At 69.0% G+C, this 21,093-nt stretch carries 24 protein-coding genes and 1 pseudogene; 14 read left to right on the top strand and 11 right to left on the bottom strand.

Annotated elements, in window-relative coordinates; translation table 11 throughout:
• Positions 1-86 precede the first annotated feature (86 nt).
• On the bottom strand, positions 87-749 hold the full coding sequence (locus ACJ73U_RS21565) for a hypothetical protein (RefSeq protein ID WP_407779478.1): 663 nt from the start codon (positions 747-749) through the stop codon (positions 87-89).
• 145 nt (positions 750-894) lie between these two features.
• Between ACJ73U_RS21565 and ACJ73U_RS21560 the strand changes: the two are divergent.
• Positions 895-1,002, top strand: a pseudogene (locus ACJ73U_RS21560) (hypothetical protein); the annotation flags it as partial.
• Between the two features lie 134 nt (positions 1,003-1,136).
• Here the strand turns inward: ACJ73U_RS21560 and ACJ73U_RS21555 are convergent.
• Positions 1,137-1,892, bottom strand: a complete 756-nt coding sequence (locus ACJ73U_RS21555; protein WP_407779477.1) for a DeoR/GlpR family DNA-binding transcription regulator — start codon at positions 1,890-1,892, stop codon at positions 1,137-1,139.
• A 64-nt stretch (positions 1,893-1,956) separates the two neighbouring features.
• Between ACJ73U_RS21555 and ACJ73U_RS21550 the strand changes: the two genes are divergently transcribed.
• Positions 1,957-3,153: an MFS transporter gene (locus ACJ73U_RS21550; protein ID WP_407779476.1), complete on the top strand. Its 1,197-nt coding sequence runs from the start codon at positions 1,957-1,959 to the stop codon at positions 3,151-3,153.
• Positions 3,154-3,217: 64 nt separating this feature from the next.
• Here the strand turns inward: ACJ73U_RS21550 and ACJ73U_RS21545 are convergent, their stop codons facing one another.
• Positions 3,218-4,138, bottom strand: a complete 921-nt coding sequence (locus ACJ73U_RS21545; protein ID WP_407779475.1) for an SDR family oxidoreductase — start codon at positions 4,136-4,138, stop codon at positions 3,218-3,220.
• 123 nt (positions 4,139-4,261) lie between these two features.
• On the opposite strand from ACJ73U_RS21545, the gene ACJ73U_RS21540 reads away from it, so the two are divergent.
• On the top strand, positions 4,262-4,846 hold the full coding sequence (locus ACJ73U_RS21540) for a TetR family transcriptional regulator (protein ID WP_407779474.1): 585 nt from the start codon (positions 4,262-4,264) through the stop codon (positions 4,844-4,846).
• Between the two features lie 67 nt (positions 4,847-4,913).
• Here the strand turns inward: ACJ73U_RS21540 and ACJ73U_RS21535 are convergent, their stop codons facing one another.
• The gene (locus ACJ73U_RS21535; protein WP_407779473.1) at positions 4,914-5,219 is read right to left on the bottom strand and encodes a hypothetical protein; all 306 of its coding nucleotides are present in this window, start codon (positions 5,217-5,219) and stop codon (positions 4,914-4,916) included.
• On the opposite strand from ACJ73U_RS21535, the gene ACJ73U_RS21530 reads away from it, so the two are divergent.
• Positions 5,220-5,615, top strand: coding sequence for an Lrp/AsnC family transcriptional regulator (locus ACJ73U_RS21530; protein WP_407779472.1), 396 nt, complete (start codon positions 5,220-5,222; stop codon positions 5,613-5,615).
• A gap of 82 nt (positions 5,616-5,697) precedes the next feature.
• On the opposite strand, the gene ACJ73U_RS21525 is transcribed toward ACJ73U_RS21530, so the two are convergent.
• From ACJ73U_RS21525 to ACJ73U_RS21500, 6 genes are all read right to left on the bottom strand, one after another.
• Entirely contained in the window at positions 5,698-6,033 is a 336-nt protein-coding gene (locus ACJ73U_RS21525) for an STAS domain-containing protein (RefSeq protein ID WP_407779471.1), read from the bottom strand.
• Complete coding sequence (locus tag ACJ73U_RS21520) at positions 6,030-7,346, bottom strand: PP2C family protein-serine/threonine phosphatase (protein WP_407779470.1); 1,317 nt, start codon at positions 7,344-7,346, stop codon at positions 6,030-6,032. The genes ACJ73U_RS21525 and ACJ73U_RS21520 overlap by 4 nt, the downstream gene beginning before the upstream one ends.
• Positions 7,346-8,173: an alpha/beta fold hydrolase gene (locus ACJ73U_RS21515; RefSeq protein WP_407779469.1), complete on the bottom strand. Its 828-nt coding sequence runs from the start codon at positions 8,171-8,173 to the stop codon at positions 7,346-7,348. Before ACJ73U_RS21515 ends, ACJ73U_RS21520 begins: the two co-directional genes overlap by 1 nt.
• An 89-nt stretch (positions 8,174-8,262) precedes the next feature.
• On the bottom strand, positions 8,263-8,661 hold the full coding sequence (locus tag ACJ73U_RS21510; protein ID WP_407779468.1) for an STAS domain-containing protein: 399 nt from the start codon (positions 8,659-8,661) through the stop codon (positions 8,263-8,265).
• Positions 8,662-8,743: 82 nt separating this feature from the next.
• The gene (locus ACJ73U_RS21505) at positions 8,744-9,160 is read right to left on the bottom strand and encodes an ATP-binding protein (protein WP_407779467.1); all 417 of its coding nucleotides are present in this window, start codon (positions 9,158-9,160) and stop codon (positions 8,744-8,746) included.
• Between the two features lie 277 nt (positions 9,161-9,437).
• Positions 9,438-9,923 carry a peptidase inhibitor family I36 protein gene (locus tag ACJ73U_RS21500; RefSeq protein ID WP_407779466.1) on the bottom strand — a complete coding sequence of 162 codons (486 nt, stop codon included), beginning with the start codon at positions 9,921-9,923 and terminating at the stop codon, positions 9,438-9,440.
• Positions 9,924-10,119: 196 nt separating this feature from the next.
• Here ACJ73U_RS21500 and ACJ73U_RS21495 point away from each other — a divergent pair, with 196 nt between their 5' ends.
• The 9 genes from ACJ73U_RS21495 to ACJ73U_RS21455 all read left to right on the top strand — a co-directional run bounded on the left by ACJ73U_RS21495 (position 10,120) and on the right by ACJ73U_RS21455 (position 19,064).
• On the top strand, positions 10,120-11,091 hold the full coding sequence (locus tag ACJ73U_RS21495; RefSeq protein WP_407779465.1) for an ArsR/SmtB family transcription factor: 972 nt from the start codon (positions 10,120-10,122) through the stop codon (positions 11,089-11,091).
• A 252-nt stretch (positions 11,092-11,343) separates the two neighbouring features.
• Positions 11,344-12,252, top strand: a complete 909-nt coding sequence (locus ACJ73U_RS21490; protein WP_407779464.1) for a carbohydrate ABC transporter permease — start codon at positions 11,344-11,346, stop codon at positions 12,250-12,252.
• Positions 12,252-13,112, top strand: a complete 861-nt coding sequence (locus ACJ73U_RS21485) for a carbohydrate ABC transporter permease (RefSeq protein WP_407779463.1) — start codon at positions 12,252-12,254, stop codon at positions 13,110-13,112. Before ACJ73U_RS21490 ends, ACJ73U_RS21485 begins: the two co-directional genes overlap by 1 nt.
• 25 nt (positions 13,113-13,137) lie before the next feature.
• Positions 13,138-14,478 carry an ABC transporter substrate-binding protein gene (locus ACJ73U_RS21480; protein ID WP_407779462.1) on the top strand — a complete coding sequence of 447 codons (1,341 nt, stop codon included), beginning with the start codon at positions 13,138-13,140 and terminating at the stop codon, positions 14,476-14,478.
• A 38-nt stretch (positions 14,479-14,516) separates the two neighbouring features.
• Positions 14,517-15,638 carry an arabinogalactan endo-beta-1,4-galactanase gene (locus ACJ73U_RS21475; RefSeq protein WP_407779461.1) on the top strand — a complete coding sequence of 374 codons (1,122 nt, stop codon included), beginning with the start codon at positions 14,517-14,519 and terminating at the stop codon, positions 15,636-15,638.
• A gap of 247 nt (positions 15,639-15,885) precedes the next feature.
• Positions 15,886-16,926 (top strand): D-lactate dehydrogenase VanH, encoded by a 1,041-nt coding sequence (gene vanH, locus ACJ73U_RS21470; protein WP_407779460.1) that lies wholly within the window; start codon positions 15,886-15,888, stop codon positions 16,924-16,926.
• Complete coding sequence (vanA-Sc, locus tag ACJ73U_RS21465) at positions 16,919-17,959, top strand: D-alanine--(R)-lactate ligase VanA-Sc (protein WP_407779459.1); 1,041 nt, start codon at positions 16,919-16,921, stop codon at positions 17,957-17,959. The genes vanH and vanA-Sc overlap by 8 nt, the downstream gene beginning before the upstream one ends.
• Positions 17,956-18,588 (top strand): D-Ala-D-Ala dipeptidase VanX, encoded by a 633-nt coding sequence (gene vanX, locus ACJ73U_RS21460; RefSeq protein WP_407779458.1) that lies wholly within the window; start codon positions 17,956-17,958, stop codon positions 18,586-18,588. Before vanA-Sc ends, vanX begins: the two co-directional genes overlap by 4 nt.
• An 11-nt stretch (positions 18,589-18,599) precedes the next feature.
• Positions 18,600-19,064: a GNAT family N-acetyltransferase gene (locus ACJ73U_RS21455; RefSeq protein WP_407779457.1), complete on the top strand. Its 465-nt coding sequence runs from the start codon at positions 18,600-18,602 to the stop codon at positions 19,062-19,064.
• 138 nt (positions 19,065-19,202) lie between these two features.
• Here ACJ73U_RS21455 and ACJ73U_RS21450 read toward each other — a convergent pair whose 3' ends face one another.
• Positions 19,203-20,291 carry a sensor histidine kinase gene (locus tag ACJ73U_RS21450; RefSeq protein WP_407779456.1) on the bottom strand — a complete coding sequence of 363 codons (1,089 nt, stop codon included), beginning with the start codon at positions 20,289-20,291 and terminating at the stop codon, positions 19,203-19,205.
• A 261-nt stretch (positions 20,292-20,552) separates the two neighbouring features.
• Between ACJ73U_RS21450 and ACJ73U_RS21445 the strand changes: the two genes are divergently transcribed.
• Positions 20,553-20,975 carry a M15 family metallopeptidase gene (locus tag ACJ73U_RS21445; protein WP_407779455.1) on the top strand — a complete coding sequence of 141 codons (423 nt, stop codon included), beginning with the start codon at positions 20,553-20,555 and terminating at the stop codon, positions 20,973-20,975.
• The last annotated feature ends 118 nt before the right edge of the window (positions 20,976-21,093 follow it).

Genomic DNA, 21,093 nt, shown 5'->3' with positions numbered 1-21,093 from the left:
CCCACGACCCCGTCTCCCGTCGTGACCGGAGCCTGTGACCGCCGCACCGGCCGCGCACTTGCCGGTGCGCGCGGCCGGCCGAGCGATCAGGGCGTGGTGACGAGGAAGTTGTCGAACAGAACCGAGCCACCCTCCCCGGTGTCGAGCCCGTCGATCACGCTGATGCCGGTGAACGGTGCGGCCTGCCTGGTCTCGATCCCGGTGCAGCTCGTCCCCGCGCCGTTGACCAGCACGTCGAACGTGTGCGGCAGGACGGTTTCGTGGACGCGCAGGGTGACCGTCGACCAGCTGCCGCGCACGAGCGGCCCGCAGTCGGTGAGTCCCGTTGGCGACGTCAGTGCCACCAGGGTGTTCGAACCGGGATCGAGCCGCAGGTTGAGGTGGCGCGAGAAGTAGGAGTTCCCGGTGCCGTTGAGCTCGGTCTGGAACGACGAGCCGGCACTCGGGTCGACGGCGAAGCTGAACTGGACCTCGGTCGCGGCCGACGAGAAGGGGTCCGTCGCGACCAGGGAGTCCGGGATCGTCTTGCTGCCGCGCAGGTCCAGCACCTTGCCGTGGTCAGGGGTGGCCACCACGACGGCGGTACTGGCGCCGTGGATGTCGACGGTCCAGGGCGAGCCGAGCGGACCCGTCGGCGTGGTTCCGAAGTTCTCGTTGAGCAGGGCCGTGTCGGCGGCCGCGATTCCGTTCGACAATGCGAAACCGACGGCGACGACAGCGGCGGCCATCTTCGAAACGGTGAACAACATGCACGTCTCCTCGTGGAAATATACGGCCCACCCAGATACGCACCCTATTTCAGGCAATTCCGCGGCGATACTCACATGTCTGTGCGACGGATAGTCGTCGGCATTCCTCAAGCAGGGCACCGTGAAGTCGGCGGTTACGGCGAAGATGTTCTGTGGCCAAACCGGATGGTGGATCGCCAGCACCGGCTCCGAGCTGTTCGGCGGACTGGGCTGTACCGACGACATGCCGGTCGGGAAGCTGCTCCGCGACATGCGCTACGTCTCCATCGTGGAAGGCGGCGACGACGTGTTGCGGGACCTGGTCTACCACCGTTACGTCATCCCGGTGTTGCGCCGGGCCTGGGCGGACGGGCTGGCAGGTCGAACCCGCCGCGGGGCAGGCCTGCCTCACGCCTCGTGGACGGTCACGCCGGCGGCGCGGAGGGCGGACAGTTCCTCGGGGGGTGCGCAGCTGTCCGTGACGAGGACGTCGAGGTCGGTGATCGGGGCGACGACCGCGAGGGCGGTTCGGTCGAACTTCGAGGCGTCGGCCACGGCGATGACGCGGCTCGACGAGCGCATGGCGGCTCGTTTGGCGGCGGCGTCGGCGAGGTCGTAGCCGGTCAGGCCGTGTGCGGCGGTCAGTCCGCAGCAGCCGATGATCGCGGTGTCGAAGCGCAGAGCGGCGAGCGATGCCTCGGTCAGCGGGCCGGTGAGGGCGAGCTCGCCGGGCCGGGGCGCGCCGCCGGGGAACAGCAGGGTCAGGGAGGGCGCGCCGACCAGGGCGTTCGCCGCGTGCAGGGACAGCGGCATGACGGTGAGGCGACGGTCGCGCACGATCTGGGCGACCTCGACGCAGGTCGTGCCGCTGTCCAGTACGACGGACTCGCCGTCGGCCAGCAGCGACGCGGCGAGCCTCGCGATCCGGCGTTTGGCGTCGACGCTCTCGGTGGCGCGCAACGCGAACGGCGGTTCGCTGCCCCGCAGCAGCAGGCTCCGCGCGCCGCCGCGGTAGCGCTCCAGCACCCCCTGCGCCGCCAGGACCTCCAGGTCGCGGCGGATGGTCATCTCGGAGGCTCCGGTCATGGTGGCCAGGTCGGCCACGGTCATCTCGCCCGCCGTTCGGGTGGCGTCGACGATCTGCTTGAGGCGCTCAGTGCTCACGAACACATTGAACAGGAAGCGTGTTCGTAGCGCTAGCGGATGAACATGAGTTATGTTCGATCTCGTGATCAGACGCGCCCGACTCGCCACCTTCGCCTTTTTCGCCCTGAACGGGTTCGTCATGGGCATGTGGGTGGTCCACATCCCGGTCATCGAACACCGCGCCGGCGTCGACCACGCCACGTTCGGCCTGCTCCTGCTGCTGCTCGGCGGTGGGGCGTTCGTCGGCATGCAGGTCGCGGGCCCGCTCGCGGACCGGTTCGGAGCGCACCGGGTGGTGCCGGTGTCCGCGCTGCTGTGCACGACGCTGCTGATCCTGCCGGGCCTCGCCACCAGTGGTCTCGCGCTCGGCGCGGCCCTGCTGGCGCTGGGCTTCGGCAACGGCTGCCTCGACGTGAGCATGAACGCGCACGCGGTCGAGGTCGAGCACGCCTACGGCCGCACCATCATGTCCGCCTTCCACGCCGTCTGGTCGGTCGGCGGGTTCGCCGCGGCACTCGTCGGCGCCCGCACGCTGAGCTGGGGCTGGGCGCCGGCCACCACGTTCGCCCTCGCCACCGGTCTGACGCTGGTGGCCGCGGCCGTCGCCAGCCCCGCCCTGCTGCGCCGCGCGACCGCGAAGGTCGAGAAGGGCCCCAGGCCGCGCCGGAAGACACCCGTCCGCATCTGGGCGCTGGCCGGGCTCGCGTTGTTGCTCATGCTGTCCGAAGGCGTGGCCAACGACTGGAGCGTGCTCCACCTGAGCACCGTCCTCGACGCGCCCGCCGCCACCGCCGCGTTCGCGTACGGCTCGTTCGCCGCGGCGATGACGATCGGCCGGCTGCTCACCGACCGCGTGGTTGGGCGGTTCGGTCCGGTCGCGGTGGTCCGCTACGGCGCCGCCGTCGCCGCGGTGGGCATCGTGGTCGCGTCGCTCACGCCGTGGATCCCGCTGGCGCTGGCCGGCTGGACGCTGTTCGGCATCGGCCTGTCCGGCACCGTGCCGCAGCTGTTCAGCGCCGCCGGCCACACCGACCGCGAGTACGCGGGCGTCTACGTCTCGCGGGTCGCGGGCCTCGGCTACCTGGGCATGCTCGCCGGTCCGATGATCATCGGACCGCTGACCCACCTCGTGGCGCTGAACCTCGCGTTCCTGCTCATCGCGGTGTTCTGCCTGGTCGCGGTGGGTGCCGCCGGGATCCTCGGTCCGGCCGGGACGGGTGCCGCTTCACCAGAAGCGCCCGCTCCCGAGCACCGGGAAGCCGCGACGCGGCGGCCGTGACCGCCACGGCGATCATGGTTGCCCACCGACCTGCCGAGGTGCCTTCCCGGTGGGTGTGATCGGGTCAGTCGGTCGCGGGTGTGTGGAAGTAGTGGCCCGCGTCGAGGTCGGCGATGAGTCCCGGGTGCGTGGGGTGCCAGTCGAGCAGGCGCTGGGTCAGTACCGAGGTGGCCGGGTTGTCCAGCTGCACGATCCTGCCCAGGAAGCCGAAGTAGTCGTTCGCCTCCTCGGCGGGGATGCCGCGGACCGGCATGCCGAGGTTGCGGCCGATGGCGGTGGCGATGTCGCGGAACGGGACGCCCTCGTCGGCGACGGCGTGCAGGCGGGAGCCGGCCGGGGCGCTCTCGAGCGCGAGCCGGTACAGGCGCGCGGCGTCGAGCGTGTGCACGGCGGGCCAGCGGTTGGCGCCTTCTCCCACGTACGCGGCGTAGCCCTCCCGGCGGGCGGCGGCGATGATGCTGGGGACGAACCCGTAGGCGTCGAGGTCGCTGTGCACGGTCGGGGTGAGGCGGATGACCGACGAGCGGACACCGCGGGTGGCCAGGTCGACCACGAAGTTCTCGGCCTGGATCCGGTAGCCGCCGTCGAGGGTGTCCTGCTCGGTGAGGGGGTGGCCGAGGCCGCCCGTCATGGCGTAGACGGCCGTGCCGGTCGTGTTGACCAGCGGCCTGCCGGTGCCCTCGAGAGCCTCGGCGATGGCCTCGAGGGCGGCGAGGTCGACCTCGCCGGCGCGGGCCAGGTCGCCGGTCTGCAGCAGGTCGTGCCGGAAGGCCAGGTGAACGACGCCGTCGGCGGACGCCGCGGCCTCCCGCAGGCCGTCCAGGTCAGCCAGGTCACCGCGCAGGGGCTGGGCGCCCAGCTTCTCGATGGCCGCGGCGGCCGCGTCCGAGCGGGCCAGACCGGTGACCTGGTGCCCGGCGTCGAGGAGTTCCGGCAAGACCGCCGAGCCGAGGTGGCCGGACGCGCCGGTGACGAGAACACGCATGATGGTTCCTTCCCGAAAGGTGATGTCACCTTGCGACATTGAAGGTACTCCGTGATGTCACCATGCGACATCTCTGGCCGTGTGTTTGATGTCATAAAGCGACATCGAGGTATCATCATCGCCATGCCCCGTTGGCAGCCCGGAGCACGCGACCGCCTGGCGGCGGCCGCGTTCGAGCTGTTCCTGGAGCGTGGCTTCGAGCAGACCACCGTCACCGACATCGCTGCCCGCGCCGGCGTGGACAAGCGCACGTTCTACCGGATCTTCGGCGACAAGCGAGAGGTGCTCTTCAGCGGCGGCACGGACCTGAAGGAGCTGGTGGCGCGCGCCACGGCCGAGGAGCCGGGTGCGGCCGCGGATCCGTTCGGCGCGGTGATCGCCGCGTACGGGGTGGCCGCGCGGGAGATCTTCGCCGGTCGGCTGGAGTTCGTGCGTGCCCGGCAGTTGATCATCGCCGGCAGCCCGGAGCTGGTGGAGCGCGAGCTGCTGAAGATGGGCTCGGTCGCTGCCGCGCTGGCCGAGGCGCTGACAGCTCACGGTGTGAGCGAGGCCGCGGCGTGGCTGGCCGCCGAGTCGGGCACCACGGTGTTCCGGGTCGCGTTCACCCGGTGGATCGCCGACAGCGACGAGCAGCCGTTCGAGGAGCTGATCACGAAGACCGCACGCGATCTGCGTTCTGTCACCGCCCCCGGCGTGCCGGCGGTCTGAGCAACGCCGGCGAGCGGGGCGCACGCCGGCGCCGGCCCGCTGCTCGGCGGCCTTCGGGGACCGGCGCTCATCGGTGACCCACGCTGGAGTGCGGCGGATGCCCCAACGCCCGCGCCACGGCGTCGGCCAGGGCGTGGGGCGTGGCATGGGTGGCGCGCCAGGCGACCACGTGGTCGGGGCGGACCAGCAGGGCGCCGTCCTCGGCGGTGTCGCAGTGGGCCGTTCGGCGCGGGAGCTGTGCTACGTCGAGGAAGGCGCCGGTCGGATCGGCCTTGCGTGCGGCCGGTGTCCAGGCGTGTCCGGCGGGGCCGGTGAGCAACAGGTAGCGGCCGTCGCGGACGAGGTCGAGTGTGGAGGTTGCGGTGAGCCGCACGTGCGGCAGCCGGGTGCCGGGTTCGCCGCCGAGACGGGGGTGTCCTACTCCACCGTGCAACGCCGGATCACCGAACTGCGCGACACGGGCGTCCTCTACTTCGACGTCGACACCGAACGCGCCCGCCTCGGCCTGCACGTCCGCACGCTGCTCTGGCTGACCGTCCCACCCGCGCGGCTCGAGGCCATCGGCACCGCGCTCGCCTCCCACCCCGAGGTGGCCTTCGCCGCGGCGATCACCGGCAACCGCAACGTGTTCGCGTCGGTGGCCACCCCCGGCGTCGCCGGGCTCTACGGGTACCTGACCGACACGATCGCGACCCTGCCGGACGTCCAGGGGGTGGAGAGCGCACTGGTCCTGCACACCGTCAAGGGCCCACCCGGCATCCCGACCTGACCACGGGCCGACCCCCGGGTCGCTTGGCCGCTGGCGGTCACTGCGGATCCGCCTCACCGAAAGGAACCCACGGATGAGGCGGCTAGAGGTTCGCCTGGTCCACCGTGTCGTAGCGGGTGAAGAACTCGCCGAGCCCGATGGTGGCGATCATCTTGGTGGTCCGGGCCGGGACGGCGGCGAGCGCGAAGGTGGCGCCGAAGGACGCGGCGTGGTCGCGGGCGTTGATGAAGGTGGAGATGCCGCTGGAGTCGCAGAACTCCAGATCGGTGAGGTCGAGAACGAGTTCGTGGCCGGCTGTGTAGGTCAGGTCCTCGTAGACTTGTCGCAACCTGGGGGAGGTGTTCACGTCCAGGGCGCCACGGACGGTGAGGACGTGGCCGTGCGGGGCGGTGCGGGTGGTGATCGTCAGGTCGGTCACTGGACGACCCTGTCTGTTGTCGACGGGGTGGGGACGGTGAGGACGAGCAGAGCGGTGTCGTCGGTGAGTCGCTCGCCGAGGTCGTCGAGGACCGCGGCGAGGGTGTCCACGATGGTCTGGGCATCGTGGCCGCGGAAGCCAGCGGCGAGGACGGCCAGGTGTTGTTCGCCGAACATGGTGCCGTCGGGGCGGCGGGCCTCGGTGAGGCCGTCGGTGTAGAGCAGCAGGCTGTCACCGGGGCCGAGGCGCGTGGTGGTGACCGCGATGTGCGCGTGGGGGAGGATTCCGATGAGCTGTCCGCCCGGGGTGTGCAGGGTTTCGACGTCGCCGTCGGCTCGGGTGACGAGGGCGGGTAGGTGCCCGCCGCTGGCGAGGGAGAGGCTGAAGCCGTCGCCGTCAGGGGTGAGCAGTCCGAAAAGGACGGTGCAGTATCGGGCGTCGCGGGCGTGGCGTTGTTGGAGCAGCACCTGGTTCAGGTTCGTCAGCACGGCGGTCGGGTCGGGGTCGTAGACCGCGGCGGCGCGCAGTGTGTAGCGGGTCAGGGAGGTGATGACGGCGGCGTCGGGGCCTTTGCCGCAGACGTCGCCGAGGAAGAAGCCCCACCGGTCGGTCGTGAGGGGGAACAGGTCGTAGAAGTCGCCGCCGACGTGTTCGTGGGTGGCGACGTGGTAGTGCGCGGCGGCGTCGATACCGGGCACGGCGGGCAGCACCGGTGGCAGCAGGGTGCGTTGCAGGGTCTCGGTCAGCCGCTGCAGGCGTGCGCGTTCCCGTTCGACGGCTTCGCGTTCGGCGTCGGACTGTTGGCGGGCGCGCAGGAGTTCGCGTTCGTAGGCGCGGCGTTGGCGGGCGTCGAAGATCGTGGTCCGGATCAGCAGCGGTTGTCCCTCGGCGGTGGTCCGGACCGTCGAGTTCACCAGGACGGGCAGTCGCCGGCCGTCCGCGGTCCGCAGTTCGAGGGCGATCTCGTGCGCCTCGCCCTGCATCCGCAGGAGTGGGGCGTAGTGGGTCTCGTGGTAGAGCCTGCCGCCGACGGTGAGCAGGTCGGTGAAGCGCCGGCGGCCGACGAGGTCGTCCCGCTGGTAGCCCAGCCAGGCCAGGAGCGTGCCGTTGATCTTGGCGATGCGTCCGTCGAGGAGGGTGGAGAGGTAGCCGCACGGCGCGTTCTCGTAGAGATCGGTGGCGTCGTCCTCGAGCAACGCGGAGAACGCGGCGTCCGCACCGTCCCGACCGCCGCTGTCGGTGCCGCTGTCGGTGCCGCCGCTGGTGGCGCTGTCGGTGCCGTCGTCGGTCTGGTCGTCGTCGGCGTAGCTCATCATCGGGGAGCGGCGAACGTGGTGGTGAGGAAGTCGCGGAGGGCGGAGATGGTCTGCTCGGGAGCGCTGAGGTGCGGACAGTGCCCGGTGGCGTCCAGCACCACCAGTGTGCTGCCGGGGACGCGGTGGTGGACGTACTCTCCGACGGCCATCGGGGCGATCAGGTCCTCGCGGCACTGCAGGACCAGTGTGGGGATCTCGACCCCCGGCAGGTCGGCGCGGTTGTCGGCCAGGAAGGTGACCCGGGCGAAGTGGCGGGCGATGCTGGGGTCGGTGCGGCAGAAGCTGTTGGTGAGCTCGGCGCCCAGCTCGGGCCGGTCGGGGTTGCCCATGATCGCCGGGGCCATCGCGGCCGACCAGCCCAGGTAGTTGCTGTCGAGCGAGTCGAGCAGCTCGTCGATGTCCTCGGTGCTGAACCCGCCGAGATATCCGTCGTCGTCGATGTAGCGAGGCGAGGGGCCGACCATGACCAGGGCGGCGAACCGGGACGGCTCCCGGGCCGCGGCGAGCACACCGATCATGGCGCTGACGGAGTGCCCGACGAACACCACGTTCCGCAGGTCCAGCTCGGCGCAGATCTCCAGGACGTCGGTCGCGTAGCCGTCGAGCGTCGAGTACCGGTCGGAGTCCCAGGCCGTGAGATCGGAGTTGCCGGCACCGACGTGGTCGAACAACACCAGGCGGTAGCCCTCGGCGAACGCGGGCGTCACCAGCCGCCACATGTTCTGGTCGCACCCGAACCCGTGCGCGAACAGCAGAACCGGGCGCTCACCGTGGTCGTCATGGTCACCGATGATCGTGACGTGGTTCCTGCCGCGTACGTCCATTGCCGGCAAGTATGGCACCGATGCGCCGGTGAGGTGTATCCGTCGCCGCACCGGCGCAGGGGCTGCCGCACGGGCAGGATCCGGACCTGTCAGTCCGCTGCCGCGATGGTGAGAGCGTCATCGACGGACGCGACGACGGCGATCGTGTCGGTCAGGCCCGTGACCTCCATGGCGCGGAGCACCGGGCGGTGGGCGGCGACCACGATCAGCCGGCTGCCGATGGTGGCGCACCGTTGCGAGTGCTTGATCAGTTCGGAGAGTCCGGCGGAGGCGAGGAACTCGACACCCGTCAGATCGAGTACCAGTGGGGTGGGCGGGGTGAGCTGCTCCTGTGCGCGGCACAGGTGGGCGTCGAGGGCCGGCGCCGTGGCGAGGTCGACGTCGCCGACGACACGCACGACGACGGCACCGCCGCGGGCCTCCTGGTGTACCCGCAGTAGTGGGTCGTGCGATGAGCCGGTGTCGGGCTCGACGGTCAGGTCTGCCACTCAGCCTCCATGTTCGCGCCTTCGTGAAGTCTACGCAGTGTCATACCGGTGGTCATATCAAAGATTTTCGACGGGACCCGTGCTAGTCCTTCCGGGTGAAGCGCGCCCACACGGTCTTACCCGCAGTGTGTTGGTGACGGGTTATTCCCCAGGTGGTGGCCAGCTTGTCCACCAGGACCAGGCCGTTGCCGCGGTGGCTGGCCGCGCCGAAGCGGGACACGCCGATCGTCGGCAGCAACTCGTTGGCGTCCTCGACCTCGACGATCACCAGCCACGGGCCGTGCGAGCGGGTCAGCCGTACCGACGACGGACCGCCGCCGTGGTCGTAGGCGTTCGAGACCAGTTCGGTGATCACCAGCAGGATGTCACCGAGGATCTCCTGACCGAGTCCGTTCAGCTCCGCGTTGGCCCACCGGCGAACGGCGGCCACCATGTGCGGGTGGCTGTCACGCAGGTTCAGCGTCGACGAGGCAGCGGGATGGTGGGGCGGCTCTGCCAACGAACCCTCGCTTCATCAACGACCTTGAGTTCCAGGGGTGGCTACCCGCGGCAGTACCTTTCACACCCAACTTTCGTCGGCCGTCCGCCCTCGCGACGGCCGGTTTCCAACATCCACACAACCTACCCCTACGTGACGCTCGCCCCACGGCTTGACGACGTCCTCGGGCTTCGCGGGTTCCTGGGGATAAACCCGGATACCGACTGGTACTCACCGGAACTGTGACGGACCGGCCCGGCGGGCCTTCACCCGCCGAGCCGGTCCGTGTCCTGCCGGGTCAGCCGCAGGAGCCGGAGATCCACTGGTGCGAGCGCACCTTGTAGGTTCCGGCCAGGTTCCCGCTCTGTCCCTGTCTGGTACAGCCGATCCGTCCGCTGTAGTTCGTGCCGCTGTAGAACGCGACGCCGCTCGCCGAGCTGGTACCCCGGTTCCACACCGACTTGACGTTCGTGGTCCGCGCCCACGAACAGACGATGCTGCCGGTGGCCCAGTCCGGGTCCGCGACACTCCACATGCACCGCGAGCCGGTGCCGTCCGGACCCGTGTAGAAGCACACGTTGCCCGAGCTGCACGACCACGCCGCCAGCTCGGCACCGGTCTCGTCGTCGACCGCCGTGCCGGCCGGGGCGACGGTCGTTGCCCCGGCCGCCGCCGGGGCCGCCGCCGCGATGCCGCTCGTGCCCACCAGCAGTCCGGTGAGCAGGACGAGCCCGGCCAGCACCCCCGTGAACAGGCGGGACAGTCCAACACCCTTCACCGTCATCAAGCGCTTACCTCCTGGAAAGGTTGCCACACATCATCGTGCGCACCATCCACTCCGGACCGTGCTGGAACGGAGCCGCGCAGCAGCGAGGCTAGGAACGGGGCTTGCGGGACGGGAGGGCCTTTGCGCTAGGGTGAAAAATCACCGGTCAGAGACACTTTCGGTGAACAACTGGCGAAGCAGGCGGTGGTCCACCATGCTCAGGATCCACTTCACCAGCGAGGACCTCACCAGGGTTCGTCTCACGGCGGGGATGGACCCGATGTGGGAGATCGTCCTCAGCAGGTTCCGCCTGCACGATCCGGACCTGCCGCTGGCCTTCCGCCCGTGGCGGGCCAAGCTGCGCGGTGTGACCGGCCTGCGCGCCAGTGCCGGGGTGCTGGCCACGCTCGCGCCCAAACTCCCCTACTTTCCCGACTTCCTCACCCCCGCCGAGGGTGAGGAGACCCTCGACGCCGGCCTCGACGCGATCATGACCACGCCACGCGAACGGCTTCACGCCGAGCTGGCTCGCCTGCGCACCCAGACCGTCCTGCCGGCCTGGGTCGACTCCGTCGCCGACGGCACCGGGTTGCGCGCCGTCACCGAGGCGCTGCGTGCCTACCACGACGTGGCCATCGCGCCGTTCCGTCCCGTCATCGAGGGGAGCATCGACGCCGATCGCGCGCATCGGACCCGCAGTCTGCTGAACGGCGGGATCGAGGGACTGCTCGCCACCCTGCGTCCGTTGGTCCGGTGGCGGCCCCCTGTCCTCGAGGTAGCCTGCGACGTCGAGCGGACGGTGCGGCTGCGGGGGCGTGGTCTGCGGTTGCGGCCGTCGTTCTTCTGCCAGCGCAATGCCGTGTCGCTCGCCAATCCCGACCTGCCGCCCGTGCTCGTCTACCCGATCGCCCAGGAGTACCGGTGGGTCCGGCCCGGAGCTGGCGATTCGGCTCTGCCCGCGTTGCTGGGACGGGCACGCGCCGCCGTCCTCCGCACTGTCGACGACGGACGGACCACGTCGCAGATCGCGGGGATGTTGGGGATGTCCGTGGCTTCCGCCAGTCGTCACACCGGGGTTCTGCGGGCGGCCGGCTTCATCGACTCCCGACGCGATGGACCTGCCGTCCTGCATCGGCTCACCCCGCTCGGGGCTGCCCTCCTGTCCCGCGTCGGCCGAGATTCCTAGGGGGAGATGTGCGCGCACGCGGCGTGCTTGCCGTGTTGGCGTGTGCATCGTCATCGTCATCGTCGGGACGGCCGATGATCTGGGACTGCTGACGTTGCTCGGCGCCTGAATCACCAGCCATATCGGGAATGTCGGGGTGGGGTCAGAAGAACGTGCCCTATCCGCCCATCTCCCTCCGAGCTGGACACGGTGACCTGAACGCGGTACGTTCCGGCGGAATGTTAACGTGAACATTTACCGCGAGGAACGACGATGACGTCGCCCCGGACCACTGTTCGCCCGCGCGGTTCGCGTCGGCGGCACGACCGGCGTGGCTGGGTCTTCGTGGCGCCGTTCCTGGTCGTGTTCGCGCTGACCTTTCTCGCACCCATCGGTTACGCCGTCAAGCTCAGCCTGTTCCGGGAGCAGGCCTTCTTCGGTGGCACGACCTTCGTCGGTGTCGACAACTACCTGCGGCTCTTCGGGGACGGCCGGTTCTGGAGCGGGTTCCTGCGGGTACTGGTCTTCCTCGCGGTCCAGGTGCCGATCATGCTGGTGCTCGCGCTGGTCGCGGCGCTGGCGATCGACAGCGCCCGCCTGCACGCGGCCGGCTTCTTCCGCATCGTGATCTTCCTGCCCTACGCGGTCCCGGCGGTCGTCGCCACGCTCATGTGGGGCTACATGTACGGCACGAACTTCGGTCTCGCCGCCGACCTCAACGACCTGTTCGCCACCCACGCGATCCGGCCGCTGTCGCTGAACTGGGCGCTCGCCTCGATCGGCAACATCGTGACCTGGGAGTTCGTCGGCTACAACATGATCATCTTCTATTCGGCGCTGCGGGTCGTGTCCCACGAGCTGTACGAGGCGGCCGCCATCGACGGTGCCGGGCCGTTCCGCACGATCCTCGGCATCAAACTGCCCGCCCTGCGCGGCGCGGTCGTGCTCGCGACCATCTTCTCGATCATCGGCAGTTTCCAGCTGTTCAACGAGCCGAACATCCTGCGCGGCCTGATTCCCAACGTGCTCACGACGGACTACACGCCGAACATGTACGCCTTCTACCTGTCCTTCGGCGGTCAGGAGTACGACTACGCGGCCACCGTCGCGATCGTGATGGGTGTGATCACCGCGGTCATCGCCTACGTGGTGCAGCTGCGCGGCGCGCGGAAGGGCATGTGATGGCACGCGAGGCGCTGATGCCCGGCAGGTCGAAGGTGCTGACCGCGGTCGCGTCCCTCTACCTCGTCTACACGCTGTTGCCCCTTGCCTGGCTGGTGATCAACGCGACCAAGTCCCAGGCGGCCCTGTTCGCCACGCCCGGGCTGTGGTTCGGCGGCCCGTTCGCGCTGTTCACCAACATCGCCGGGACGTTCACCTACGACGGCGGCATCTTCCTGCGGTGGCTGGGGAACACGCTCCTCTACGTGGTGGCCGGCGCCGGTGGGGCGACCCTGCTGGCCACCGCGGCCGGGTACGGGCTCGCCAAGTACCGGTTCTCCGGGCGGCGCGCGGTGTTCGCCGTGATCCTCGGCGCGATCGCGGTTCCCGGCACCGCGCTCGCCGTGCCGACGTTCCTGATGTTCAGCGCGGTCGGCCTGACCAACACCCCGTGGGCGGTGATCGTCCCGTCGCTGGTGAGCCCGTTCGGCCTCTACCTGATCTGGGTCTACGCCACCGACGCGGTGCCCGACGAGCTGATCGAGTCGGCGCGGATCGACGGCGCCGGTGAGCTCCGGATCTTCTTCGCCGTGGCGCTGCGGCTCCTCGTCCCCGGCATCGTGACCGTCGCGTTGTTCACCGTGGTGTCCACGTGGAACAACTACTTCCTGCCGCTGGTCATGATCAACGACCCGCGCTGGTACCCGCTGACGGTGGGGCTGAACCAGTGGAGCGGCCAGGGCCGGGGCGCCGGTGCCGAGCCGATCTACCACCTCGTGATCACCGGATCACTGCTCACGATCATTCCGCTCGTCGCCGCTTTCCTGCTCCTGCAACGGTTCTGGCAGTCCGGCCTGAGCGCGGGCAGCGTCAGGCAGTGAGTACCGCACAGCGAAAGGACTTCTCATGACCCGGACCCGACGCCGCGGCACGGTGGCCGCGGCTCTGGCGACCGCACTGGCGGTCCTGTTCGCGGGATGCTCGTCCGAGGCCGCCGGCTCCGGCGGCAACGCGTCGCCGGCGGCGCTGGACGCGGCGTTGAAGAAGGGCGGCACGATCACCTACTGGAGCTGGACACCATCGGGCAAGGAGCAGGCGGCCGAGTTCGAGAAGGAGTACCCGAAGGTCAAGGTCGAGTACGCCAACGTCGGCACCGGCGAGGACCACTACACGGCGGTGCAGAACGCGATCAAGGCCGGACGTGGCGGCCCGGACGTGGCGCAGATCGAGTACCGCGCGCTCCCGCAGTTCGCCCTGCAGGGCTCGCTCGTCGACCTGACCGGGTACGGCTTCGACAAGGTCAAGGCCGACTACACGGCGTCCACCTGGGAGTCCGTGCACGTCCGCGACGGCATCTACGGCCTGCCCCAGGACTCCGGTCCCATGGCGATGTTCTACAACAAGGAGGTCTTCACGCGGTACGGCATCGAGGTGCCGAAGACCTGGGACGACTACGTCGCCGCGGCGCGGAAGCTGCACGCCGCCGACCCGACCAGGTACATCGCCTCCGACGCCGGGGACGCCGGTTTCACCACGAGCCTGATCTGGCAGGCCGGCGGCCGGCCGTTCAGGACCGACGGCGACCGCGAGGTCACGATCAACCTGCGGGACAAGGGCACGAAGAAGTGGACCGCCATCTGGAACCAGCTCATCGAGGGCAGGCTGGTGACGAACATAACGGGCTGGACCGACGAGTGGTACCGGGCGCTGGGTGACGGGACGATCGCCACCGTGGTCGCCGGCGCCTGGATGCCCGGCATCCTCATGGAGTCGGTCCAGGCCGCCGCCGGCAAGTGGGCCGTGGCCCCGATCCCCACCTACGACGGCAGGCCGACCACCGCCGAGCACGGCGGCAGCACCCAGTCGGTGCTCAAGCAGAGCGACAACCCCGACCTGGCCGCCGCGTTCGTCCGCTGGCTCAACCACGATCAGCGCAGCATCGGCATCTTCCTCGACAGCGGCGGCTTCCCCGCCACCACCGCGGATCTCGAGTCGAGCCAGTTCAAGGAGTTCTCCGCACCGTACTTCGGCGGGCAGAAGATCAACGAGGTGCTGACCACTGCGGCCACCCAGGTCTCGGCCGGCTGGGAGTACCTGCCCTACCAGCTCTACGCCGAGACCATCTTCAGCGACACGGCGGGCCAGGCGTACGTGAACAACGCCGACCTCAACACCGGCCTCCGCGCCTGGCAGGACGCCCTGGTGAAGTACGGCAGACAACAGGGGTTCACCGTCAACGAGGGGTGACCCGACCAGTCAGGCCCCACTCGATCGAAGGAGATGGAATGACCGCGTACGGCACTCGCCGCGCGGGGAAGGTCGCCGTTCTTCTGACGGCCCTCACGCTCCCCGCGACACTGTTGGCGCCCCCCACCGCCGCCGCCGCGAGCCTCGGCATGCTGGGTGCGGACGTCTCGTCGCTCCAGCGGGCGCTGGACCTCGGCGCGAGGTACTACGACGCGAACGGCACCGCCAGGGACCCGCTCGACATCCTCAAGGGCGCCGGCGTGAACTACGTCCGGTTGCGGATCTGGCACAACCCGCGCAGCGGCTACAACAACAAGGACAAGGTCCTGCGGTACGCGCGCGCGGTGAAGGCCAAGGGACTCAAGCTGCTGGTCGACTTCCACTACTCCGACACCTGGGCGGACCCGGGCACGCAGACCAAGCCCGCGGCGTGGTCCGGCCACGGCATCGGCCAGCTGCGGACGGACGTCTACGACTACACCTACGACGTCTGCGACAGCCTGAAGGCCCAGGGCACGGCGCCGGACAGCGTGCAGATCGGCAACGAGATCAACACCGGCATGCTGTGGGACGACGGCAAGGTGGTCAACAACAACTTCACCAACCTGGGCCTGCTGCTCAAGGCCGGCTACAACGCCACCAAGGCGTGCGACAGCGGCACCCAGGTGATCATCCACACGGCGGACGCCGACAGCGACGCGAACGCACGCTGGTTCTACGACGGCATCCGGGCGCAGGGCGTCCAGTGGGACATCACGGGGCTGTCCTACTACTGCTACTGGCACGGCACCATGTCCACCATGGCCGGTGTGGTGTCCGACATGCGGTCCCGCTACGGCAAACCGGTGATCCTCGCCGAGACCGCGTACCCGTACACCACGGCCAACGACGACGGCACCGCGAACGCCATCTCGTCCGCGCAGCCGTGCTCGGGCTACCCGGCGACACCGGCGGGCCAGGCGGCGAACTTCACCGCGGTGCAGAACACCGCACGCGACGCCGGCGCGATCGGCATCTTCTACTGGGAGCCGACCTGGTACGCCGTGGCGGGCAACGGCTGGGACCCGGCCGACATCAACAACTCCGGCGACGGCTGGGAGAACCAGGCCGTCTTCGACCGGACCGGCCGGCTCAACCCCGCCATCCGCTGGACCGCCTGACCACCGCGTCTCCACCCGCGTTCGGACCAGGGGGCCGGCACACCGTCCTGAAGGAGTACGACAGGACCAGATACCGCCCACGAGCGTGCGCGACGCCGCGGTGACCGCGAACCACGCCGACTCCGGCCCGCGGTGACCCGGGCGCTCGGCGCGCGCGAACGTGCCGGTCTCGGCGAGCCGGAACATATCGTCGGCGTATCGAAAACCGGATACGTGCTGGCAACACGCCGCTGCCTTGACTGGCGGCATGACCCACAGCGAACCAGGACGAACAGCGGCTCGCCGCGCCCGATCGCTGGCGTCGGTGACCTCCTCGGCCTTCCCGACGACGGGCATCACGATCTACGGGTGCGGGGAGGACGAGGCGGTCCTGTTCCGGAGGTTGGCGCCCCGCATCGGCGTGGTGCCGACTATCACGCGGGCACCGGTATCCGAGGCCAATGTCGACCTGGCATTCGGCAATCGCTGCATCAGCGTTGGTCACAAGACTCAGGTCACGAACTCCACCCTGCTCGCGCTCAGCCAGGCTGGCGTGGCGTACGTCTCCACGAGGAGCATCGGGTACAACCACATCGATGTGGCATACGCGGAGAGTGTCGGCATCTCCGTCGAGAACGTCGCCTACTCGCCGGACAGCGTTGCCGACTACACGCTGATGCTGATGCTGATGGTGTTGCGACACGCCAAATCCGTCATCCGCCGCGCGGAAGTCCATGACTACAGGCTGAACGACGTGCGCGGGAAGGAGCTGCGTGACCTGACCGTCGGGGTGGTCGGCACAGGACGCATCGGCGCCGCGGTCATCGACCGGCTGCGTGGGTTCGGCTGCCAGATCTTGGCCTACGACATCAACCCGCAGACCTCCGCCGACTACGTCCCGCTCGACGATCTGCTGATGCAGAGCGACATCGTGACGCTCCACACGCCACTCGACACGGACACGTACCACCTCCTGGATCGTCAGCGTATCGAGCGGATGAAGCGCGGTGCGTTCGTCGTCAACACCGCACGCGGGTCACTTGTGGATACCGAGGCCCTTGTCTCCGCCTTGGCGAGCGGCAGGCTGGACGGAGCGGCGCTGGATGTTCTCGAAGGGGAGGAGGGAATCTTCTACGCCGACCACAGAGGTGACGACATAAAGAGCGAGTCGTTGCTGCGGCTGCGAGAACTCCCGAATGTGCTCGTCACTCCGCACACCGCGTATTACACCGACCATGCCCTGAGTGACACCGTCGAGAACTCCATCATCAACTGCCTGAAATTCGAGAGTGGGAGGTACCATGGATAGGTTGAAGCTTGGGATCGTGTTCGGGGGCTGTTCCGAAGAACATCCGATCTCCATCAAATCGGCGCAAGAGGTCGCGAAGAACCTCGACACCGAGAAGTATGAACCGTTCTACATCGGGATCACGAAGAGCGGTGCCTGGAAGCTCTGCGACGGCCCCGCCGCGAACTGGGAGAACGGCGCCTGTCGGCCGGTCGTGCTGTCCCCGGACCGAGGCGTACGCGGACTGCTGGTCCTGGAGCGGGGACGGTACGAGACGATCGGCCTGGACCTGGTGTTGCCCGTTCTGCACGGCAAGCTCGGCGAAGACGGCGCGATGCAGGGCCTGTTGGAGCTCGCCGGCATCCCCTACGTGGGCTGCGATGTCCAGAGTTCCGCCCTGTGCATGGACAAGTCCCTCACCTACCTCGTCGCCAGGAGCGCGGGGATCGCCACGCCGAACTTCTGGACCGTCACGCCGGACGAGAAGGTCGAGCCCGAGCGGCTCACCTACCCCGTCTTCGTGAAGCCGGCCCGTTCGGGTTCGTCCTTCGGCGTCAGCAAGGTGTCTCGCGAAGAAGAACTGTCGAGCGCGGTGGAAACCGCACGGCAGTACGACTCGAAGGTGTTGGTCGAAGAGGCCGTCGTCGGCAGCGAGATCGGCTGTGCGATCCTGGGAAACGATCTGGACCTGGTCGCGGGCGAGGTGGATCGGGTCGCGCTCTCCCATGGCTTCTTCAGGATCCACCAGGAGGACGAACCGGAGAGCGGGTCCGAGAACTCGACCTTCATCGTTCCCGCGGACATCCCGGCGCAGTCGCGCACGCTCGTCCAGGAGACGGCGAAGACCGTGTACCGCGCCCTGGGATGCAGAGGCCTGTCACGGGTGGACCTGTTCCTCAAGGAGGACGGCACGGTGGTCCTCAACGAGGTCAACACACTGCCCGGCATGACCTCCTACAGCCGTTACCCGAGGATGATGGCGGCCGCGGGCCTGCCGCTTGCCGAGGTGATCGACCGGCTGGTGTCACTGGCGTTGACGGGAAAAGCCCAGTGAAGGATGACTTCTTCTTCCTGGACGAGTTCGCGCCCGGAATTCGCTGGGATGCCAAGTACGCCACGTGGGACAACTTCACCGGCAAACCGGTGGACGGATACCTGGCGAACCGGATCGTCGGTACGAGGGCACTGTGCGCATCCCTGGCAAGAGCGCGGGAGAAGGCCGAGTCCCTGGGCTTTGGCCTGCTGCTGTGGGACGGCTACCGGCCGCAACGCGCCGTGGACTGCTTCCTGCGCTGGGCGAGGCAGCCGGAGGACGGCCGGACGAAGCCACGGTACTACCCGAACATCGCCAGAGCCGAGATGTTCGACAGAGGTTACGTGGCGGTCAAGTCGGGTCACAGCCGGGGCAGCACCGTCGACCTGACGCTCTACCACCTGGATACCGGCGAGCTCGCTCCCATGGGTGGGGACCATGATCTGATGGATTCGATCTCACACCACGGTGCGAGTGGAATCACGCCGGTGGCAGCGAGGAACCGGGAACACCTCTGCGCCATCATGGAGGCCAGCGGTTTCCGGCGGTACGACTACGAGTGGTGGCATTACACGCTGAACGACGAACCCTATCCGGACACCTACTTCGACTTTCCCATAACCTCGTCGAGGCAGCCAGCGAATTGTTGACAGGGGAGAGCATGCGGATACGACTGGCACGCCCGGCCGACGCCGGGGTCGTCAACGAGCTGCTTCGGCAGCTGGGCTATCCCCAGGGCGACATTCCGGCGACGGCGGCCCGAATCCAGGCCTGGCGCCACGATCCCGCCAGCGCGGCCTACGTGGCCGAGGTGGACGGCGACCTCGTCGGCCTCGTCGCGGTCCACATCTGCCCGTTCTTCGAACGCACCGGCGCCTGGGGTCGGATCGTCGCTCTGGTCATCTCCGATGGAGCACGCCGTCAGGGCGTGGGCGGTCGGCTCGTGGCGGAGGCGGAGTCGTTCGCCATCCGTCGTGGCTGCGTCCGCATGGAGGTCACCAGCTCCTACCGCCGCGATGACGCACACGAGTTCTACCGACGCTCCGGTTACACCGACCAGACAGGAAGGTCGTCCCGGTTCCTCCGCGATCTCGTCGAATCCCGCGCCGGCGAGATCGCTCGGTGACAGTGCGGGCCTGACGGCACCGCGCGCCGGTGGCCGATCCCGGCACCGGCGCAGCTCAGCCAGGTTCACCATCAGGGGCATCGCCCCGGCAGACCTCGACGACCTCGCCGCTGGTGGTCGTGCCGCGGGCGGGCGGCGTCAGCTGCCGGGGCGCGGTGGTGCGGCGGGTAGTCGCACCGTGACGCGGAGCCCGCCGGCGGCCCGGGGGGTGAGGATGAGGGTTCCGTCGTGTGCCTGGACAATGCTGTTGACGATGGCGAGGCCGAGCCCGACGCCCCCGTGGTCGGTGTGGATGCGTTTGGTGCCGCGCTGAAACGGCTCGACAAGCGTGGGAACCAGCTGCGGGGCGAGCTTCTCGCCGGTGTTCTCGACGGTGAGCACCACGGTCTGGGGGTGGACGCTGGTCGTGACCCACACTGTGCCCCGCTCCGGTACGTTGTGGACGATCGCGTTGTGCACGAGGTTCGTGGTCATCTGCAGCAGGAGCGCGGGTGAGCCGACGGCGTGGCTCACGTCGCCGGAAGTCCTGATGGTGACGCCGCGTTCCGCCGCGAAGGGGAGCAGAGTTTCGGCGGCTTCCTCCGCCATGAGCGACAGGTCGACGTGTTCTCGGGGGAAGGACCGTTGGTCGGCGCGGCTGAGCAGGAGCAGTGCCTCGGTGAGGTCGATCGCTCGGGTGTTGACGGCATGGAGGCGGTCGACGAGCTCACCGTTGTCGCGGTCGCGATCGTCGCGGACCACGTCGAGAAGCGTCCGCATGATCGCCAGTGGGGTGCGCAGTTCGTGGGAGGCGTTGGCCGCGAACCTCCGCTGTTCGGCGACGTGTGCTTCGAGCCGGGCGAGCATCGTGTCGAAGGCGTCGGCCAGCTCGCGGAACTCGTCCCTGCGGCCGGGCAGCCGGATTCGGTGGGAGAGCGATCCGTTCCCGGCCCTGCGCGTGGCTTCGGTGATGTGGACCAGCGGGGTGAGCATGCGGCCGGCGAGGACCCACCCGCCCACGAGACCGAAAACCAGCAGGAACGCCAACACCAGGACGGCCGCCGCGGCGAAGACGGACGGGCCGAAGTTGGTCGGGTCGAAGACGCGCCGGAAGTCGGCGGGGTTGGGCGCGAGGATACGGGCGGGCGAACCTCGCACGAGGAACACCCACACGGCCGTGAGCAGCAGGGTACCCGCGAGCATGAGGAACCCGGCGTAGCTGAGGGTGAGTTTGAGGCGAACGCTCATACCAGGCGCCCTGTCCACGATCTGCTCCCCTTCACCAACGCCGTGCGCATCACCGTCTCGTCCCCGCGCCAACGGTCTCGCCATCCTACGAGCCGGAACCTATCGCCGGCGTATCAGAATTCGCATACGTGCTGGCAGCACCGCCCTGCCTTGACTGGAGGCATGACTTCCGCGTCCTCCTCGGCAGCATCACCCCTCGGCACTCCGCGCGACGACCACCACCGTGCACTCGGTGTGGCGGATGGCACCGTCCCTGACGGCGTGACGGTCTTCGACGAGCGGGTTCCCGCCGTGGCCAACCTCGACGGCGAGCTGCTCCGCGCCCTGCGCCGGGCCGCGACCGATGCGGCGGCCGACGGGGTCGAGTTCCTCGTCAACGGTGGCTGGCGTTCCCCGGCGTACCAGGAACACCTACGCCGTCAGGCGGTTTCCCAGTACGGGTCCGAAGAGGAGGCTGCCCGGTGGGTGGCCACCCCGGAGACGTCCGCGCACGTGTCGGGAGCCGCGGTCGACATCGGACCCCACGACGCCAGGGCATGGCTGTCCGAACACGGCGCCGCGTACGGGCTGTGCCAGATCTACCGCAACGAACCCTGGCACTACGAGCTGCGCCCCGAAGCCGTCCGCCACGGCTGCCCGCCCATGTACCCCGACCCCACGCACGATCCGCGGATGCGGCTTTGACCGTGGTGGAGACGAGGTGGTCCATGGGCTGGGTGCGGCCGTGCTCGACGCCCGACCGGGTGCGCAGGCGGCGGAGGCAGTCGGCGCTGTGGACGTCGGGGCTGAACGTCGACGCGGT

It is taken from the genome of Actinophytocola sp. (genome assembly GCF_045807065.1).
GTDB lineage: Bacteria > Actinomycetota > Actinomycetes > Mycobacteriales > Pseudonocardiaceae > Actinophytocola.
This window is presented reverse-complemented; position numbering and strand designations above follow the sequence as displayed.

Coding starts and splice junctions, on each gene's coding strand:
- ACJ73U_RS21565 (WP_407779478.1), bottom strand. CDS start 749: ATGTTGTTCACCGTTTCGAAGATGGCCGCCGCTGTCGTCGCCGTCGGT.
- ACJ73U_RS21545 (WP_407779475.1), bottom strand. CDS start 4,138: ATGCGTGTTCTCGTCACCGGCGCGTCCGGCCACCTCGGCTCGGCGGTC.
- ACJ73U_RS21540 (WP_407779474.1), top strand. CDS start 4,262: ATGCCCCGTTGGCAGCCCGGAGCACGCGACCGCCTGGCGGCGGCCGCG.
- ACJ73U_RS21520 (WP_407779470.1), bottom strand. CDS start 7,346: ATGAGCTACGCCGACGACGACCAGACCGACGACGGCACCGACAGCGCC.
- ACJ73U_RS21515 (WP_407779469.1), bottom strand. CDS start 8,173: ATGGACGTACGCGGCAGGAACCACGTCACGATCATCGGTGACCATGAC.
- ACJ73U_RS21500 (WP_407779466.1), bottom strand. CDS start 9,923: ATGACGGTGAAGGGTGTTGGACTGTCCCGCCTGTTCACGGGGGTGCTG.
- ACJ73U_RS21495 (WP_407779465.1), top strand. CDS start 10,120: ATGCTCAGGATCCACTTCACCAGCGAGGACCTCACCAGGGTTCGTCTC.
- ACJ73U_RS21490 (WP_407779464.1), top strand. CDS start 11,344: ATGACGTCGCCCCGGACCACTGTTCGCCCGCGCGGTTCGCGTCGGCGG.
- ACJ73U_RS21485 (WP_407779463.1), top strand. CDS start 12,252: ATGGCACGCGAGGCGCTGATGCCCGGCAGGTCGAAGGTGCTGACCGCG.
- ACJ73U_RS21480 (WP_407779462.1), top strand. CDS start 13,138: ATGACCCGGACCCGACGCCGCGGCACGGTGGCCGCGGCTCTGGCGACC.
- ACJ73U_RS21475 (WP_407779461.1), top strand. CDS start 14,517: ATGACCGCGTACGGCACTCGCCGCGCGGGGAAGGTCGCCGTTCTTCTG.
- vanH (WP_407779460.1), top strand. CDS start 15,886: ATGACCCACAGCGAACCAGGACGAACAGCGGCTCGCCGCGCCCGATCG.
- vanA-Sc (WP_407779459.1), top strand. CDS start 16,919: ATGGATAGGTTGAAGCTTGGGATCGTGTTCGGGGGCTGTTCCGAAGAA.
- ACJ73U_RS21455 (WP_407779457.1), top strand. CDS start 18,600: ATGCGGATACGACTGGCACGCCCGGCCGACGCCGGGGTCGTCAACGAG.
- ACJ73U_RS21450 (WP_407779456.1), bottom strand. CDS start 20,291: ATGAGCGTTCGCCTCAAACTCACCCTCAGCTACGCCGGGTTCCTCATG.